Genomic DNA, 14,509 nt, shown 5'->3' with positions numbered 1-14,509 from the left:
GAAAGATGATGAAACTCGGTCTTATTGGTTATCCTATTGGCCATTCTTTATCGCCATGGATTCACAACCAGCTTTTAGAATCTCAAAATTTAGAAGGTAGTTATCAGCTTTACGAAATAGAACCTGATAAATTTGAGGAGAATATAAAAAGTTTAAAGAAAGAAAACTTAGACGGCTTCAATGTGACTGTACCTTATAAAGAACAAATCATCCCGTTTTTGGATGAAATGGATCAGGCAGCTGAATTTCTAGGGGCTGTAAATACAGTTAAAGTGGAAGACGGGAAATGGGTCGGATACAATACTGATGGAATAGGCTATTTCAGTTCAGTAACTTCCAGATTCGAAAATACGTTAAAGGATACGTCTAAGGTACTAATATTGGGCAGTGGAGGAGCAGCCCGTGGTATCTACCATGCTTTTCTTCAAAAAGGTGTGCGTCAGGTTGATATTGCGAATCGCACAGTTCAAAAAGCTGAACAGATTATAAAAGAATTGAATGGAGAAGAATTTTCTGAGCCATTAACCATTCAAGAAGCTGGTGATAGAATCAGTGAGTACGAGGTCGTCATCCAAACTACTTCAGTCGGGATGTCACCAAATGAAAATCAATCCATCATTGATTTCGACGACATAAAGGAAAATGCATTATTCAGTGACATCGTCTACCGGCCCATGAATACCAAATTTCTTAAACGAGCAGATGAGCTAGGTGCTTTTCTCCACTATGGGCATGAAATGCTGCTTCATCAAGCCATTTATGCGTTTAAGATTTGGACCGGCAGAGAACCAGAAGCTAGTGAGCTTATAGAGAAATTCGAAAACGTATTAAAAGGAGAATAGAATGTTAACAAGTAAAGGCAAGAAATATTTACGTAAGCAATCCCATGACATCCAGCCGATCTTTCAAGTAGGAAAGGCAGGAGTCAACGACAACATGACTACACAAATAAGTGAAGCTCTTGAAAAAAGGGAGCTGATCAAAGTAAGCATTCTACAAAACAATTTTGATGATAATCAAGCTGTGGCAGATGAAATCGCCAGCCAAACGGGAGCTCACATTGTACAGGTGATCGGAAATACCGTTATCCTTTATAAAGAATCTGTCAATAATAAACAAATCAATCTACCATAGAGGAGATTTAAAATGAAAAGGATTGGATTGTTAGGAGGGACTTTTGATCCGCCCCATCTAGGTCATATGATTATAGCTGAACATATCAGGGAAAATCTGGAATTAGATGAGGTCTGGTTCATTCCTTCCCATCTTCCACCCCATAAACAAGAAGCTGCGGTATCAGCTGAAGATCGCTTGCAAATGGTGAGGAAAGCCACTGAAGGAAACCCTCACTTTTTCGTTTCCGAAATTGAACTGAATCGTGAAGGCAAGTCTTATACAATTGATACGATGAAAAGTTTATTGAAAGAATACCCTTCAGACGAGTTTTGCTTTATTATCGGCGGCGATATGGTCCAGTATTTAGACCGCTGGCACAAAATAGAAGAATTAAATGAACTCGTACAGTTCGTAGGTGTCGGCCGGGAAGGGATTGCACTCGATTCTCATTTCAATGTGAAAATGGTGGAAATACCTCGTATTGATATTTCGTCCTCTATGATAAGACAAAGGTTGACCGATAAAAAATCAATACGTTACCTTATTCCTGAAGGAGTTTTTCACTTTATAAAGGAGAACGCTTTGTATGAATTTAAACCGTGATCAGCTACTGGAATTCGTAAAACCTCATTTGAAAAAGTCTCGATACGAACATACGATTAGAGTGACTGATACTGCTTTGGAACTTGCCAGGAAATATGGAGCTGATCTGGCTCGTACAGAAAAAGCTGCTATTTTACACGATTTTGCAAAAAATAAGAGTAAAGATGAGTTGAAACAATGGATTTTAAAAGACCAGCGACTTTCAAAGGACCTTTTGTATTATCATCATGAACTATGGCATGGTCCTGTAGGGGCCTTAATGCTTGAAAAGGAAATCCAGCTTAAAGATAAGGAAGTCCAATCAGCTATTGCCTGTCACACGAGTGGTAAGAAAGATATGAGCATATTAGATAAAGTCGTATTTTTAGCTGATTATATCGAGCCGGGACGTAAATTTTCAGGCGTGGAAGAAGTAAGGGAGTTAGCTGAACAAGACTTGGATAAGGCATGTCTGCAAGCTATGATCAACACGATACAATTTTTAATGAATAATAAAAGTTCAGTTTATCCAAATACGTTTCATGCATATAATCAATTAGTATAAGGATGTTTTAAAGAACCTGAATGAAAACGGGAGGAATAATATGGAAAGTAGAGAGTTAGTGACCGTCGCGGCTAAAGCATGCGATGAAAAGCGGGCACACGATATAGTAGTATTGGATATGGCTGACGTTTCATTAGTAGCTGATTACTTTTTAATTTGTGAGGGGTCTAATGAGCGTCAAGTTCAGGCTATTGCCAGAGAAGTAAAAGCGCAGGCAGAAGAAAATGGAATCGAAGTGAAACGAATGGAAGGATTTGATAAAGCTCGCTGGATCCTTGTAGATTTGAATGGTGTAGTTTGTCACATATTCCATAAAGACGAGCGACATTATTATAACTTAGAACGCTTATGGGGGGACGCTTCTACTGTAAGCTTAGAGGGTATTGAAGGTTGAGTTATCAACAAATGGCTGAAGTCTACGACCGGCTCATGCAGGATGCACCTTATGAGAATTGGGAGGCGTGGACGAAGAGAGTCATCAATTCCTATCACCCGGATACAAATCGCATTCTTGACCTTGGCTGTGGTACTGGGGAAATCACTCTCCGTCTAGCGGGTCATTATCAAATGACTGGAGTTGACCTGTCTGAGGATATGCTTGCTGTCGCTGCTTCAAAGGATAATGCGAAAACCGTTCAATGGCTTCGACAGGATATCACGCGATTAGATGGGCTCTATGACTTTGACTGCGTTTTTTCATTTTGTGACGTACTGAATTATATAACTGATGAAAAAAATGTTGAGGACGTTTTTATACGTGCGTATGATGCTTTGAAGGCGGATGGGCTGTTTTTATTTGACGTACACTCAGTTGAACATATCGTTCAGCATTTATATGGACAAACTTTTGCCGAGGTGTACGACGAAATTTCTTATATTTGGTTCTGTGATCCTGGTGAAAGTGAATATTCTCTCGTTCATGATTTGACGTTTTTCGTCCAAAATAACGAAGGTCACCATGTTAGGTTTGATGAAACTCATTTTCAACGAGGATATTCTACAGAAACATTAAAGCAGCTTCTGAATAAAACTGGCTTTGATATTGAAAGTATAACGAGTGATTTTTCTAATGAACTGAATGAAACAGGCAACAGGCTTTTCTTTGTATGCCGTAAGAAAGAGAGGGAGCTGTAATATAGCTCCCTTTTTTCATGCAGGAAAATTCGTTTCAGTGTCGAATATTATAAATTAATGGATAATTTATCGCGATAATGCTTATAATGAGTAGCTTGAAACATAGTAATGAACGTATCATCTATATTTTCTTCCAGAGCCACGAGCCCTTCTCCCGTAACTCCACCTTTAACCGTAACTTTCTCGATGAGTTCAGGAAGGCTGAATATTTTTTTATCTAAAAGCGTGCCCAGTCCGATAATCATTTCTTCGACTAATTGGGTTCCTTGATCTTTAGAAATCCCTCCTACGGTTTGAGCAGCTTCAATCATATTTTGGAGCAGAAAGCCAATAAAAGCTGGACCGCAAGAAACAATATCAGAAGCCACACGAATATTCTCTTCATCCACTTCAATCGGTTTAGAGAACTTTGAAAAAGTGTCTAACAGTTCGGCTCGATAGGTGGATTCAACGCGTTCCCCGAATGTAAATAAACTGACCCCGGCGTGGGCTCTATTCGTGATTGAGGGTACGATACGAACGATTTGGCAGTTCAGTACTTTCTCCAGTTCCTGCACAGAGACGGGACTAGTGATTGACACTATGCATTGGGAGGGGGTTGGCACAAAGTTTTGAATGACATCTTTATAGTGATGGGGTTTCACACAAATGAAAACAATATCACTGTTAGCAGCAGCCTCCGCAATATCTTCAGCAACTGTTAAGCCATTGAATACTTCCTGCAATTTTTCTGCTTTATCCTTCGTACGATTATAAATCGTAACGTGTTCTTCATTAACCGCTCCGCTGGAAATCAACGCATGAGTCAGCATACTACCCATATTACCTGTCCCTATGATCCCATAACGCATGGAAATCTCCTCCTTATCGTTTACCTAATTACTTTATTCACTGAAAAATGAATTATGAAAGGAGATTGGCTTATCTTGTTGCTATTACTAAAACGCTATGGCTGGGTTTTAATTGTTGTGCTCTTTTTTGTAATTGTGTGGCGGGTCAACCCTGAAGAAGAGGCTATGATTGTAGATGAAGCCTCAGCAGATCCAATGTTGGAGGAACAATCCACAGCAGATGAAGTTCCTGGCCAAGATGTTAAGTCAGGAGGGGTTGTCGTTGATGTTAAAGGAGAAGTCGTAAATCCTGGAATATATGAGATGGATCAAGGCACGAGAGTGAATGATGCTATAAATATGGCAGGGGGTATGACAGAGAGAGCGGATGAGACGAGCGTCAACCTCGCACTTAAGGTACAAGATGAAATGGTCATTTTAGTATCAGAGAAAGGAATAGGAACAGATGAAGAGTTGGTTGAAGGAGAAGCTTCCAGTTCTTCTAAGCCGTCAGATTCTCTTGTCAGGATTAATCAAGCTACCTCTGAAGAGATTCAAGTCTTACAAGGGATAGGACCTTCAAAAGCGGACGCCATTGTTCAATACCGTGAAGAAAATGGATGGTTTAATAATGCAGAAGACCTTCTGGAGGTTTCAGGAATAGGTGAAAAAACGTTAGAACAAATAAAAGAAAAGATACAAGTTCCATAGCGTTGATTGACGTCGATTTTCTCTAAGAGTAAACTAAATTATAAATGAACGATGGGGGCGGTAGTTTTATGGAACGTATTTCTTGGGACCATTATTTTATGGCTCAGAGCTATTTATTGAAAACTCGAAGTACTTGTGAAAGATTAGCTGTAGGAGCCGTTATTATACGAGATAAACGCATGATTGCGGGTGGATACAACGGAAGCGTCTCAGGAGGCGTTCACTGTATCGATGAAGGCTGTTATGTCATAGATGGTCATTGTGTACGCACGATCCATGCAGAGATGAATGCATTGCTTCAATGTTCCAAATTCGGTGTAGCGACAGAGGGGGCTGAAATATATGTCACTCATTTCCCTTGCTTACACTGCACAAAAGCCATAATTCAGGCGGGAATTAAAGCCGTGTATTACAGTGAAGATTACCGAAACCATCCATATGCTATCCAACTGTTTGAAGATGCCAAAGTTGCTATGATCAAGGTTGACCATAGCTTAGGAACGGCAGAAGAACTGTTGGAGAAAGGCAGCTTAGTGGATGAACTGATATCAAATTTAGAAAAGAGCGACATCGATGAGGAAAAGGTGGCTTTATTAAAAGAACGGGCCAACGATCTGTTTCACGTCCCGCTGCAAAAAAATTATGAGAGGTAACCTCCACTTAATAGTATTTGCGTTGATTATGGGCGGGTTGTTTACGATAAGCGACAGGGAAATGCAGTTCTTTTTTATAATATCTTTTACAGCATGGTTATATTACCTTATTACTGCCTGGACTTGGAGAGGGATTTTAATCTCCTTCTTCATTTTCGGCACTTTCCTTTTCACTCCTCAAGTTGGCCCGGCCTTCCCGCCAACAAACAATTTAGAAGGAACTATATCCTCTCCACTAACAGAAACCCCATCATATTTTCGAACTACCCTCTCATTAACTGATAGTCATCAAAAAGCGATTGTACAATACTACAAAAATGATGAAGCCGGCAGTGAGTATGACCAATTGCGCTCACAGCTAAGATTGGGAGCTTCATGTATAGTGTTCAGTGAATATCAAGCACCTGAGTCAGCCAGGAACCCCGGACAGTTTGATTATCAGAAGTATTTAGAGCATCAGAACATTTTCTATGAGGTTACGCTGAGTGCTTCTGATGAAATTATATGTGAAGGGTCCTCAGTGCTTCAGACTGCATATGACCTTAGACAAAAGTTAATCCAGAGAGCAGAGAGGTCAATGAATGATCAAACGTTCATGTGGGCTTCTGCACTTGTGTTTGGTGATACTACCCTTTTGCCTCCCGAGACGGTGGACTGGTTCAGGGATTTTAACGTCTCGCATTTATTGGCTATTTCGGGTCTCCACGTAGGTTTATTCATAGGGGGAATGTTCTTTTTCTTATATCGTTCAGGTTTGACCACTCTTGAACAGTCAAGGTGGCTGCTGCTCGTTATCATTCCTGTCTATGCGTTCATTGCCGGTGCCGCACCTTCAGTCCTTCGATCGTCTATAATGGCGGTAGTCATATTGTTTCTGGTTCAGATGAAGGTTCGGGTTAATATAACTGATGTTATATCTTTTGTCGCTTTAGTTCTTCTTCTTTCTTCACCGCATTACATCCATAATCTCGGTTTCCAATTTTCATTTCTGGTAACTTTCGCTCTGATTTTATCCACCTCGATTTTTAAGGAGAAGCATCCGTTAATAGTATCTGTAGAAATCAGTTTGATCAGTCAATTATGCATCCTCACTTTGCAGCTTCATCACTTCTATCAATTCAATCCTTTATCCCTCCTCGCCAACTTCATACTGGTGCCTTATTTTTCATTGCTGATTATACCGATACTAATCTTATTAGTACTTATATCCATAACCCTTCCTTTGTTAGGTGCGGAATTATCTGAAATATTTGGTTGGGTGCACAACACAATATTCGAGTTTCTCATGAATCATTCGGATTTCTTTAACATTCAATGGGTTGTAGGAGAAATAGAAGGGGTCTGGGTATGTGCGGGTTTTATCTTTTTTACACTCATGATGAAGAACTGGATTCTTACCCGTTTATCTCGTGCCTTTAGTTATGGAGTGCTATTTGTGCTGCTGCTATTCACGTATTCATTGAAGCCTTATTTCAGTAGTGAAGGGTATGTCACTATGCTGGACGTTGGACAGGGAGATGCATTTGTCATTGAATTGCCTTATCGTCGGGGAGTTATCATGATTGACGCGGCCGGCCCTTCAATTTTTTCTGGTAACCAGGATCGAATAGCGGACCAAATCATTTCTCCTTTTTTAAAAGCAAAGGGTATATCGGAATTAGATGCAATAATCATTTCGCATAAAGATCAGGATCATAGTGGCAGCGTTGAATCGTTATTAAATTCATTCGCTGTAGAAAATGTATATGTAAATCCGTATGATGAGATGGAAACGGGGCTGAAAAAAACAATCCAAGGGGGACAAAGCCTTACCTTTGGAAGTACTGTGTTTCATTTTTTACATCCGAGTAAAGACTATTCAGATCCGAACGAAAATTCGTTGGTAACTTTTGTTGAACTTGGCGGGAGGTCCTGGTTGTTTACAGGTGATATTTCTAAAAATGTGGAAATGGATATTTTAAAAAGATACCCGTCGTTATCAAGCGGAGTATTGAAGGTGGGCCACCATGGAAGCGAGACGTCGACATCAGAAGAGTGGCTGAATCGTTTAAATCCATCAGTGGCTCTGGTTTCTGCAGGAAAAGAGAATCGTTATGGTCACCCTCATGAAGAAGTTTTGAGTTTACTTGAAGATCACAACATTACCATACTCAGAACGGATACTCATGGAGCTGTCACATATAAATTCAGCGGAGAAAGTGGAACGTTTTCGACTCATTTACCGTATAATGCGAAAAGAAAATAAAAAAAGACTGCTACTAAGCAGTCCATTTCAATCAATATGTACTATTGTCCAATGATGGAAAATAATACGCCTATACCAAAAATGACGAAGAAGAAAACAAATGAAAAAACAAACCCTAATCCAGAGTCAATTACGTCATTCGTCTTAGATTGAATATCCTTTTTAAATTCATTCATTGTTACCCCTCCTATATCCACTTTCATTATAATTGATTGATCATCAAAAATCCACAAACTGAAAAGATTGAACGAATTCTTTTTCTGCCTATAAGATTGCCTCATCTAGATAAAGTTGTCAAAGATATTTCTGCTCTAAAAGGTCACACTATACACATGAGGGGGACAACATCGTTTACTTTCTAAGCATCCCGGGGCTGTGAAGGTGGCGTTTATATAGATTATTGCGGTGGTGGAATTTTGACAGAAGTGCTGAACAGCAATAAAATAAAACACGAATTCCTTTTAAAAGGGACACCACCGCAACTTTTTTACTGGAAAGGAAGGCGACAAAGTGGCCAAATCGATCTATTTATTATATGGAACTGAGAGTTTTTTAATACAGGAGCAGAAGCAGAAATTAATTGAAAAGACGCTGGCACCTGAAGACCGCGAATTTAACATTTCGCAATATGATTTAGAAGAATCACCGATTGAGGATGCCATAACGGATGCAGAAACCTTTCCTTTTCTAGGAGATAATAAAGTAGTCATCGTCTACAACCCTGTATTTCTTAAGGCCAAGCCTGACTCACTCCCATTTGAACACGATGTTGATGCACTTCTCAAATATATAGAGAATCCCGCTGATTACAGCAAACTAATCATCATCGCACCTTACGAAAAAGTGGATGAGCGGAAGAAAGTGTTTAAGCAGCTGAAAAAACATGCTGAAATAATAATGTGTCAAGCTGTAAAAGAGTGGGATATCGATAAATGGATTCAATCCATTGCTAAAGATTTACATATTACTGTGCCCGAATCCATTCATGAATTGTTCGCACAGGAAGTAGGAACGAACCTTATGGCACTGCGCCAGGAAATGGAAAAGCTTGCACTGAACTTGGAAGAGGGCGGTGTCGTTACAAGAGAGCTGGCAGAAGAGTTATTGTCACACAGCTCTGAAACTTCCGGGCTGAAAATGGTGGATGCCGTTATGGAAAGAGATTTAGGAAGGGCAGTAACCTTATTTAAAGATTTATTGAAAGCAAACGAGGAGCCGATTTCACTGGTGGCTTTATTAGCTTCACAGTTTCGCATCATCAGCCAGGTGAAAGTGCTTAAACAAAAAGGTTACGCTCAAAATCAAATGCGTGAATATGTTAAAGCTCATCCCTTTGTCATCAAAATGGCTTTGAAAAGGGAGCGTGCTTTCTCGATGAAAGAGCTGAACAGCATCATGAATGAGCTGGCGGAAACTGATTTTGTTATGAAGCAGGGAAGGATGGACAAGGTACTTGCTTTCGAAATGCTTCTATATCAATTGATCCATATTAAAAAGAGTCATGAAGTTTCTTCAGTCTGATGTAATAAAGAACTCTCCTATAAGGAAGTTGATTTGAAACTGAATGGAAATTTAACAGCACCATTGTATAAAGAAAACAGGGCTGTCCCAAAAGTCTAAGAAATAGACTTTTGTGGACAGCCCTGTTTGTTCAATAAAATACGATCCTTTGACAAGGATCGCAGGTGTGTTGGTCATAAAAAACTGATCTCAATTATAAAGCGTTAACTTTTTTTGAAAGGCGAGACTTTGTACGGTTCCCGTTGTTTTTGTGAAGGGCACCGCGTTGAACAGCTTTGTCAATTTTCTTGATAGCTGTGGAAAGTGCTTCTTTCGCTTGATCCGCTTCATTGTTAGACGCTAGCTTGTCCACACGTTTAACTGCCGTACGCATATCAGATTTGAATGCTGCGTTTAGTTCACGAGCTTCGCTATTTACACGTACACGTTTTTTAGCTGATTTAATATTAGGCATTGTTTCACCTCCTAGGTAAAAACATCAAACTCGTTCATGTCGAACAAGAGACATTTTACCAAAGCAGCGCATTGTTTTCAACAGGTTTCTATATCTTGAACTGAATAGGATGGTAAAACAAAGGAAAAATAATGGGATAAGGAGGATTAAAACGATGAACAATCAAGAGAATTTTTCAGTTCGTACGGATTTAGCATTGGAAGCTCAAGAGATGAATGTGCACCCTGAAGGAAAACAAAGCGAGAAAAACGATGGTGTTTCAGTAAGTGAAGAAACGATCGATGATATTACCCTCACTCATGTTCAGGTGGATGAAGAGGGAGCAGAAAGAATAGGTAAGAAAGCAGGACACTATATTACATTGGAATCCCTGGCTATTCGAAAACAGGACACGAATATGCAGGTTAGGTTAGCCACATGCTTATCCCATCAATTAAAAAGAGTGATGGAACTTTGCGGTATAAAGAAAATGGACAGGTGTTTGATCGTCGGTCTGGGCAATCACAATGTAACCCCTGACGCTATCGGTCCGCTTGTCATGAATGAGGTCGTAGTCACCAGTCATTTGTTCGAATTGCAGCCTGACACGGTAGCCGAGGGTTATCGGCCGGTCTCAGCCGTCTCCCCTGGAGTAATGGGAGTAACAGGAATAGAAACCAGTGACATGATCCATGGAATCATTCATGAAACCAAACCAGATTTCGTAATTGCGGTAGATGCTCTTGCGTCACGTTCAATAAACAGGATTAACGCAACTATTCAAATATCTGATACCGGCATCCATCCAGGCTCGGGAGTAGGTAATAAAAGAAAGGAAATCAGTCAGGAAACGTACGGTATGCCTGTGATTTCTATAGGCGTACCTACAGTTGTCGATGCTGTGACAATTACGAATGACAGCATTGACTACATTCTTATGCACTTTGGCAGAGAATGGGCGGATAAAGATCGTCCTGCAGGAGTGCTCTCCCCTTCAATGAATCCGTTTGAAAGAAAAACTCTGACGGAGGAAGATATGCCTAATGAAGAGCAGAAAAAAGCCGTGCTGGGGATGCTTGGCCAATTAGGATTAGAAGAGAAGAAACAATTGATCAAAGAGGTGCTGACCCCGCTTGGCCATAATTTGATGGTCACTCCAAAGGAAGTAGATTCTTTTGTGAATGACATGGCTTATGTAATCGCCTCTGGTATCAACAGTGCTCTGCATGATGCGATCGATGATGGGGAAGCATCCTCTTATACGAGAATTTAATATAAAAATGAGATCCCGCGTTCTATGATTATCCCTTCTCACATAGGATTTACTAGAGTCCATACTAGGGGGAATAGAACGATGGGATCTATTCAGAAATTTAAGAAGAAACATTCCAATCTATTTAAAAGGTGGTCTGTATTTGCAGCAGGTACTATGGCCATTCTATTACTGCTTTTTATTGGCATCGGCTTACTTACCGGAGCCAAATCTACATATAAACTTTATTCAACTACTATTCAGAATTTCACTACACAGGTCGAAGGAAGCTCTTTCCTCTATTTATTTGAAATGGAAAATCGATTATTTAAAGAAGCTCATCCAGATGGATCCAAACTTCCAGGGTTATCGTCTCTTTCATTCCAATTATTCACGAGTATAAAACCTCATGACTTACGAAGTCTTCTTGGCAGAGAAATTCCAGGTTTGTCGGCTTACAATAGTGAAATTGTAATTGCCGGAGAAGGAACAGATTATACGAACCTGCCATTTGAATCACAACCTCCATTAGATGTGGTATTAGAGGATCGGGAAGCTGTTGACGATGGAGACTCAAACGAATCAGAAAAAGAACCTGCCCCAGAGGGAGAAGGAAAAACCATTAAAGAGAATTCAGTTTTCATTTATCATACGCATAACAGGGAATCGTATTTTCCGCATTTACCTGAAGGAACTACAGATGCTTATCATGATGAAGTCAATATTACTAAAGTAGGGGATCGATTAGGAGAGGCTCTTGAACGTCACGGAATTGGTGCCCATGTGGATCATACGGATATAACGACGACCGCCCTGGAAAAAAGTATGGATTACTATGACGTCTCTAGAGGAGTCGTTCAGGAAGCAATGGCTTCAAACGATCGGATAAAATACCTTTTTGACCTGCATCGTGATAACGTTCCAAGAGATGTAACTACAAAAGAGATAAACGGCAAAACTTATGCCCGTACGATATTTGTAGTCGGTGCTAAACATCCAGATTACGAAAAGAACCTGAAGATAGCTACTGACCTTCATAAATTGTTAGAAGAGTCATATCCAGGTTTGAGCCGAGGTGTCTTAACGAAACAAGGCAGTGGTGTCGACGGGAAGTACAATCAAGATTTATCTGGAAATGCAGTGCTCATTGAATTCGGGGGAGTTTACAACGATTTGGATGAAACGTATTTGACTGCGGATGTCATTGCCGAAGTGTTCAGCGAATATTATTGGCAGGCTGAGGAAGTATCGAGTGATGAATAAAGGGGACCTAAAATGAAAGGGTTATTTATTACAATGGTTGGTTTGCTCTTATTTGTTTCAGGTTCTCTTTATGGGATCAGCCAGACTCCGACGCCGGTTGAAGAAAAAATAGTGGAAGTTTCCGATCAAGAGGCATGCCTCCCTGAAGTCAATACTGAGGAGGCGCCTTTAATTGCCAAGTTCGCTTACGGGTTGGGAGAAGGGGTAAGCCACGGATTCGATTTTATTTTAATCCTCCTTTCCGGCTTCTTCGGCGGCTAATAATGTGAGGTTGCTTGTACTTAAGATTGAATCGTAGCTCTGCTATTGCTATAATCATCCTAGATAGCTGTGCCGAAATTAGTAGGAGTGATATGATGACAACAAGATCAAATCAGGATAGAGTTCGTAACTTTTCGATTATTGCCCATATTGATCATGGGAAATCGACGTTAGCTGACCGGATCCTTGAAAAAACGAATGCACTGACTCAAAGAGAAATGAAAGAACAGTTTTTAGATGCCATGGATTTAGAACGAGAACGCGGGATCACTATAAAGTTGAACGCTGTTCAGCTTAATTATAAAGCTAATGACAATCAGGATTATACGTTTCATTTAATCGATACACCTGGGCACGTCGATTTTACATATGAAGTGTCTCGGAGTCTTGCGGCATGCGAAGGAGCTATCCTTGTGGTAGACGCTGCCCAAGGTATTGAAGCTCAAACATTGGCGAACGTTTATTTAGCATTAGAGAATGACTTGGAAATCATTCCAGTGATTAATAAGATTGATTTGCCTGGTGCAGATACAGAGAGGGTTAAGCAAGAAATTGAAGATGTCATCGGGATAGATGCATCAGATGCTATACTTGCCTCTGCTAAAGAAGGCGTCGGGATCGATGAAATTCTAGAAAGAATCGTTTCTGATATCCCAGCTCCCGACGGGAATAAGGATGAGCCTTTAAAAGCATTAATTTTTGATTCTTTATATGATTCATACCGAGGAGTTGTCGCCTATACTTGTGTAAGAGAAGGTTCAGTTAAAATAGGCGATACAATAAAAATGATGGCTACTGGAAAAGAATTCGAAGTGAATGAAGTGGGTGTTTTCAGACCCACCCCTACACCTTTAAAAGAACTGAACGTAGGAGATGTTGGCTATTTAACAGCATCCATTAAAAATATTGGTGATACTCGAGTGGGTGATACGATTACCCATGCGAAACGTCCAGCTGAAACTCCATTACCTGGTTATAAAAAAATGAACCCGATGGTGTTTTGTGGTCTGTACCCTGTAGACGCCAGTAATTATAACGACTTACGAGACGCTTTGGAGCGGCTGGAGCTCAACGATTCTTCACTGCAGTACGAGCCTGAAACTTCACAAGCTTTAGGGTTTGGCTTCCGCTGCGGATTTCTTGGCATGCTCCACATGGAAATCATACAGGAGCGTATTGAGCGCGAGTATAAAATTGACTTGATTACAACAGCCCCGAGTGTTATTTACAGCGTAAAACTGACAGACGGAAGTGAAATGACCGTCGATAACCCTTCTATGATGCCTGACAATCAGAGAGTCGAAGAAGTTCAGGAGCCATTTGTTAAAGCGACCATCATGGTTCCAAACGATTATGTTGGACCAGTAATGGAAATTTGCCAGAGAAAACGTGGTAACTTTATGGACATGCAGTACCTCGATGACAATCGGGTAAACATCGTATATGAAATTCCACTTTCAGAAATCGTCTATGACTTCTTTGACTCACTCAAGTCTCAAACTAAAGGGTATGCTTCGTTTGACTATGAATTAGTAGGGTACCGCTCTTCTAATCTTGTGAAGATGGATATTCTGCTTAACGGGGATACAATTGACGCATTATCATTTATAGTTCATCGGGATTTTGCATATGACAGAGGGAAAGTTATTGCTGAAAAGCTGAAAAAACTTATTCCTAGACAACAATTCGAGGTTCCTATTCAAGCTGCTATCGGCAATAAGATCGTGGCGCGGACTACGATTAAAGCTATGAGGAAAAACGTGCTTTCTAAATGTTATGGTGGTGACATTTCCCGTAAACGTAAATTGCTTGAAAAACAAAAAGAAGGTAAAAAACGAATGAAGATGGTAGGATCTGTAGAAGTTCCGCAAGAAGCATTTATGTCTGTATTAGAAATTGACGAAGATTAATACGTTAAGGCAAAGACCGCAGGAGCTTTTTCT

The 14,509-nt window shown here is 40.2% G+C and carries 17 protein-coding genes; 14 read left to right on the top strand and 3 right to left on the bottom strand.

From position 1 onward, the window contains the following. Nucleotides 1-5 precede the first annotated feature (5 nt). Genes aroE through LF817_RS03395 form a run of 6 tightly spaced genes read left to right on the top strand, consistent with a single transcriptional unit; the run spans nucleotide 6 to nucleotide 3,397 of the window. A complete protein-coding gene (gene aroE, locus LF817_RS03420) occupies nucleotides 6-842 on the top strand; it encodes a shikimate dehydrogenase (protein ID WP_253934367.1) in 837 nt (278 codons plus the stop codon). Between the two features lies 1 nt (nucleotide 843). Further along, complete coding sequence (gene yhbY / locus LF817_RS03415) at nucleotides 844-1,134, top strand: ribosome assembly RNA-binding protein YhbY (RefSeq protein ID WP_253934366.1); 291 nt, start codon at nucleotides 844-846, stop codon at nucleotides 1,132-1,134. Between the two features lie 12 nt (nucleotides 1,135-1,146). Then, complete coding sequence (locus LF817_RS03410; protein WP_253934365.1) at nucleotides 1,147-1,719, top strand: nicotinate-nucleotide adenylyltransferase; 573 nt, start codon at nucleotides 1,147-1,149, stop codon at nucleotides 1,717-1,719. Further along, the gene (yqeK, locus tag LF817_RS03405; protein WP_253934364.1) at nucleotides 1,703-2,263 is read left to right on the top strand and encodes a bis(5'-nucleosyl)-tetraphosphatase (symmetrical) YqeK; all 561 of its coding nucleotides are present in this window, start codon (nucleotides 1,703-1,705) and stop codon (nucleotides 2,261-2,263) included. The genes LF817_RS03410 and yqeK overlap by 17 nt, the downstream gene beginning before the upstream one ends. Before the next feature lie 40 nt (nucleotides 2,264-2,303). Then, nucleotides 2,304-2,657 carry a ribosome silencing factor gene (gene rsfS / locus LF817_RS03400; protein ID WP_253934363.1) on the top strand — a complete coding sequence of 118 codons (354 nt, stop codon included), beginning with the start codon at nucleotides 2,304-2,306 and terminating at the stop codon, nucleotides 2,655-2,657. Further along, nucleotides 2,654-3,397: a class I SAM-dependent DNA methyltransferase gene (locus LF817_RS03395; protein ID WP_253934362.1), complete on the top strand. Its 744-nt coding sequence runs from the start codon at nucleotides 2,654-2,656 to the stop codon at nucleotides 3,395-3,397. Before rsfS ends, LF817_RS03395 begins: the two co-directional genes overlap by 4 nt. Nucleotides 3,398-3,444: 47 nt before the next feature. Here LF817_RS03395 and comER read toward each other — a convergent pair whose 3' ends face one another. Beyond that, a complete protein-coding gene (gene comER / locus LF817_RS03390) occupies nucleotides 3,445-4,248 on the bottom strand; it encodes a late competence protein ComER (RefSeq protein WP_253934361.1) in 804 nt (267 codons plus the stop codon). A gap of 75 nt (nucleotides 4,249-4,323) precedes the next feature. Between comER and LF817_RS03385 the strand changes: the two genes are divergently transcribed. The 3 genes from LF817_RS03385 (at nucleotide 4,324) to LF817_RS03375 (ending at nucleotide 7,836) form a co-directional block, all read left to right on the top strand. Next, nucleotides 4,324-4,938 carry a helix-hairpin-helix domain-containing protein gene (locus tag LF817_RS03385; protein WP_253934360.1) on the top strand — a complete coding sequence of 205 codons (615 nt, stop codon included), beginning with the start codon at nucleotides 4,324-4,326 and terminating at the stop codon, nucleotides 4,936-4,938. A 68-nt stretch (nucleotides 4,939-5,006) separates the two neighbouring features. Further along, nucleotides 5,007-5,591: a ComE operon protein 2 gene (locus LF817_RS03380; protein ID WP_253934359.1), complete on the top strand. Its 585-nt coding sequence runs from the start codon at nucleotides 5,007-5,009 to the stop codon at nucleotides 5,589-5,591. Next, nucleotides 5,581-7,836 carry a DNA internalization-related competence protein ComEC/Rec2 gene (locus LF817_RS03375; protein WP_371924991.1) on the top strand — a complete coding sequence of 752 codons (2,256 nt, stop codon included), beginning with the start codon at nucleotides 5,581-5,583 and terminating at the stop codon, nucleotides 7,834-7,836. Before LF817_RS03380 ends, LF817_RS03375 begins: the two co-directional genes overlap by 11 nt. A 41-nt stretch (nucleotides 7,837-7,877) precedes the next feature. Here LF817_RS03375 and LF817_RS03370 read toward each other — a convergent pair whose 3' ends face one another. After that, nucleotides 7,878-8,012: a YqzM family protein gene (locus tag LF817_RS03370; RefSeq protein WP_253934358.1), complete on the bottom strand. Its 135-nt coding sequence runs from the start codon at nucleotides 8,010-8,012 to the stop codon at nucleotides 7,878-7,880. Between the two features lie 334 nt (nucleotides 8,013-8,346). Here LF817_RS03370 and holA point away from each other — a divergent pair, with 334 nt between their 5' ends. Then, nucleotides 8,347-9,357 carry a DNA polymerase III subunit delta gene (gene holA / locus LF817_RS03365; RefSeq protein WP_253934357.1) on the top strand — a complete coding sequence of 337 codons (1,011 nt, stop codon included), beginning with the start codon at nucleotides 8,347-8,349 and terminating at the stop codon, nucleotides 9,355-9,357. Between the two features lie 193 nt (nucleotides 9,358-9,550). Here holA and rpsT read toward each other — a convergent pair whose 3' ends face one another. Further along, on the bottom strand, nucleotides 9,551-9,811 hold the full coding sequence (rpsT, locus tag LF817_RS03360) for a 30S ribosomal protein S20 (RefSeq protein ID WP_253934356.1): 261 nt from the start codon (nucleotides 9,809-9,811) through the stop codon (nucleotides 9,551-9,553). A gap of 154 nt (nucleotides 9,812-9,965) precedes the next feature. Here rpsT and gpr point away from each other — a divergent pair, with 154 nt between their 5' ends. From gpr to lepA, 4 genes are all read left to right on the top strand, one after another. Beyond that, nucleotides 9,966-11,063 (top strand): GPR endopeptidase, encoded by a 1,098-nt coding sequence (gene gpr / locus LF817_RS03355; RefSeq protein ID WP_253934355.1) that lies wholly within the window; start codon nucleotides 9,966-9,968, stop codon nucleotides 11,061-11,063. Between the two features lie 81 nt (nucleotides 11,064-11,144). Then, a complete protein-coding gene (gene spoIIP / locus LF817_RS03350; RefSeq protein WP_253934354.1) occupies nucleotides 11,145-12,305 on the top strand; it encodes a stage II sporulation protein P in 1,161 nt (386 codons plus the stop codon). 12 nt (nucleotides 12,306-12,317) lie between these two features. Further along, entirely contained in the window at nucleotides 12,318-12,566 is a 249-nt protein-coding gene (locus tag LF817_RS03345; RefSeq protein ID WP_253934353.1) for a hypothetical protein, read from the top strand. Between the two features lie 95 nt (nucleotides 12,567-12,661). Then, nucleotides 12,662-14,476 carry a translation elongation factor 4 gene (lepA, locus tag LF817_RS03340; RefSeq protein ID WP_253934352.1) on the top strand — a complete coding sequence of 605 codons (1,815 nt, stop codon included), beginning with the start codon at nucleotides 12,662-12,664 and terminating at the stop codon, nucleotides 14,474-14,476. Nucleotides 14,477-14,509 lie beyond the last annotated feature (33 nt).

Origin of the sequence: Halobacillus sp. A1 (genome assembly GCF_024189295.1) — a bacterium.
In the GTDB taxonomy this organism is placed as follows: domain Bacteria; phylum Bacillota; class Bacilli; order Bacillales; family Halobacillaceae; genus Halobacillus_A.
This window is presented reverse-complemented; position numbering and strand designations above follow the sequence as displayed.

Coding starts and splice junctions, on each gene's coding strand:
- aroE (WP_253934367.1), top strand. CDS start 6: ATGATGAAACTCGGTCTTATTGGTTATCCTATTGGCCATTCTTTATCG.
- yhbY (WP_253934366.1), top strand. CDS start 844: ATGTTAACAAGTAAAGGCAAGAAATATTTACGTAAGCAATCCCATGAC.
- LF817_RS03410 (WP_253934365.1), top strand. CDS start 1,147: ATGAAAAGGATTGGATTGTTAGGAGGGACTTTTGATCCGCCCCATCTA.
- yqeK (WP_253934364.1), top strand. CDS start 1,703: ATGAATTTAAACCGTGATCAGCTACTGGAATTCGTAAAACCTCATTTG.
- rsfS (WP_253934363.1), top strand. CDS start 2,304: ATGGAAAGTAGAGAGTTAGTGACCGTCGCGGCTAAAGCATGCGATGAA.
- comER (WP_253934361.1), bottom strand. CDS start 4,248: ATGCGTTATGGGATCATAGGGACAGGTAATATGGGTAGTATGCTGACT.
- LF817_RS03380 (WP_253934359.1), top strand. CDS start 5,007: ATGGAACGTATTTCTTGGGACCATTATTTTATGGCTCAGAGCTATTTA.
- LF817_RS03375 (WP_371924991.1), top strand. CDS start 5,581: ATGAGAGGTAACCTCCACTTAATAGTATTTGCGTTGATTATGGGCGGG.
- LF817_RS03370 (WP_253934358.1), bottom strand. CDS start 8,012: ATGAATGAATTTAAAAAGGATATTCAATCTAAGACGAATGACGTAATT.
- rpsT (WP_253934356.1), bottom strand. CDS start 9,811: ATGCCTAATATTAAATCAGCTAAAAAACGTGTACGTGTAAATAGCGAA.
- gpr (WP_253934355.1), top strand. CDS start 9,966: ATGAACAATCAAGAGAATTTTTCAGTTCGTACGGATTTAGCATTGGAA.
- spoIIP (WP_253934354.1), top strand. CDS start 11,145: ATGGGATCTATTCAGAAATTTAAGAAGAAACATTCCAATCTATTTAAA.
- LF817_RS03345 (WP_253934353.1), top strand. CDS start 12,318: ATGAAAGGGTTATTTATTACAATGGTTGGTTTGCTCTTATTTGTTTCA.
- lepA (WP_253934352.1), top strand. CDS start 12,662: ATGACAACAAGATCAAATCAGGATAGAGTTCGTAACTTTTCGATTATT.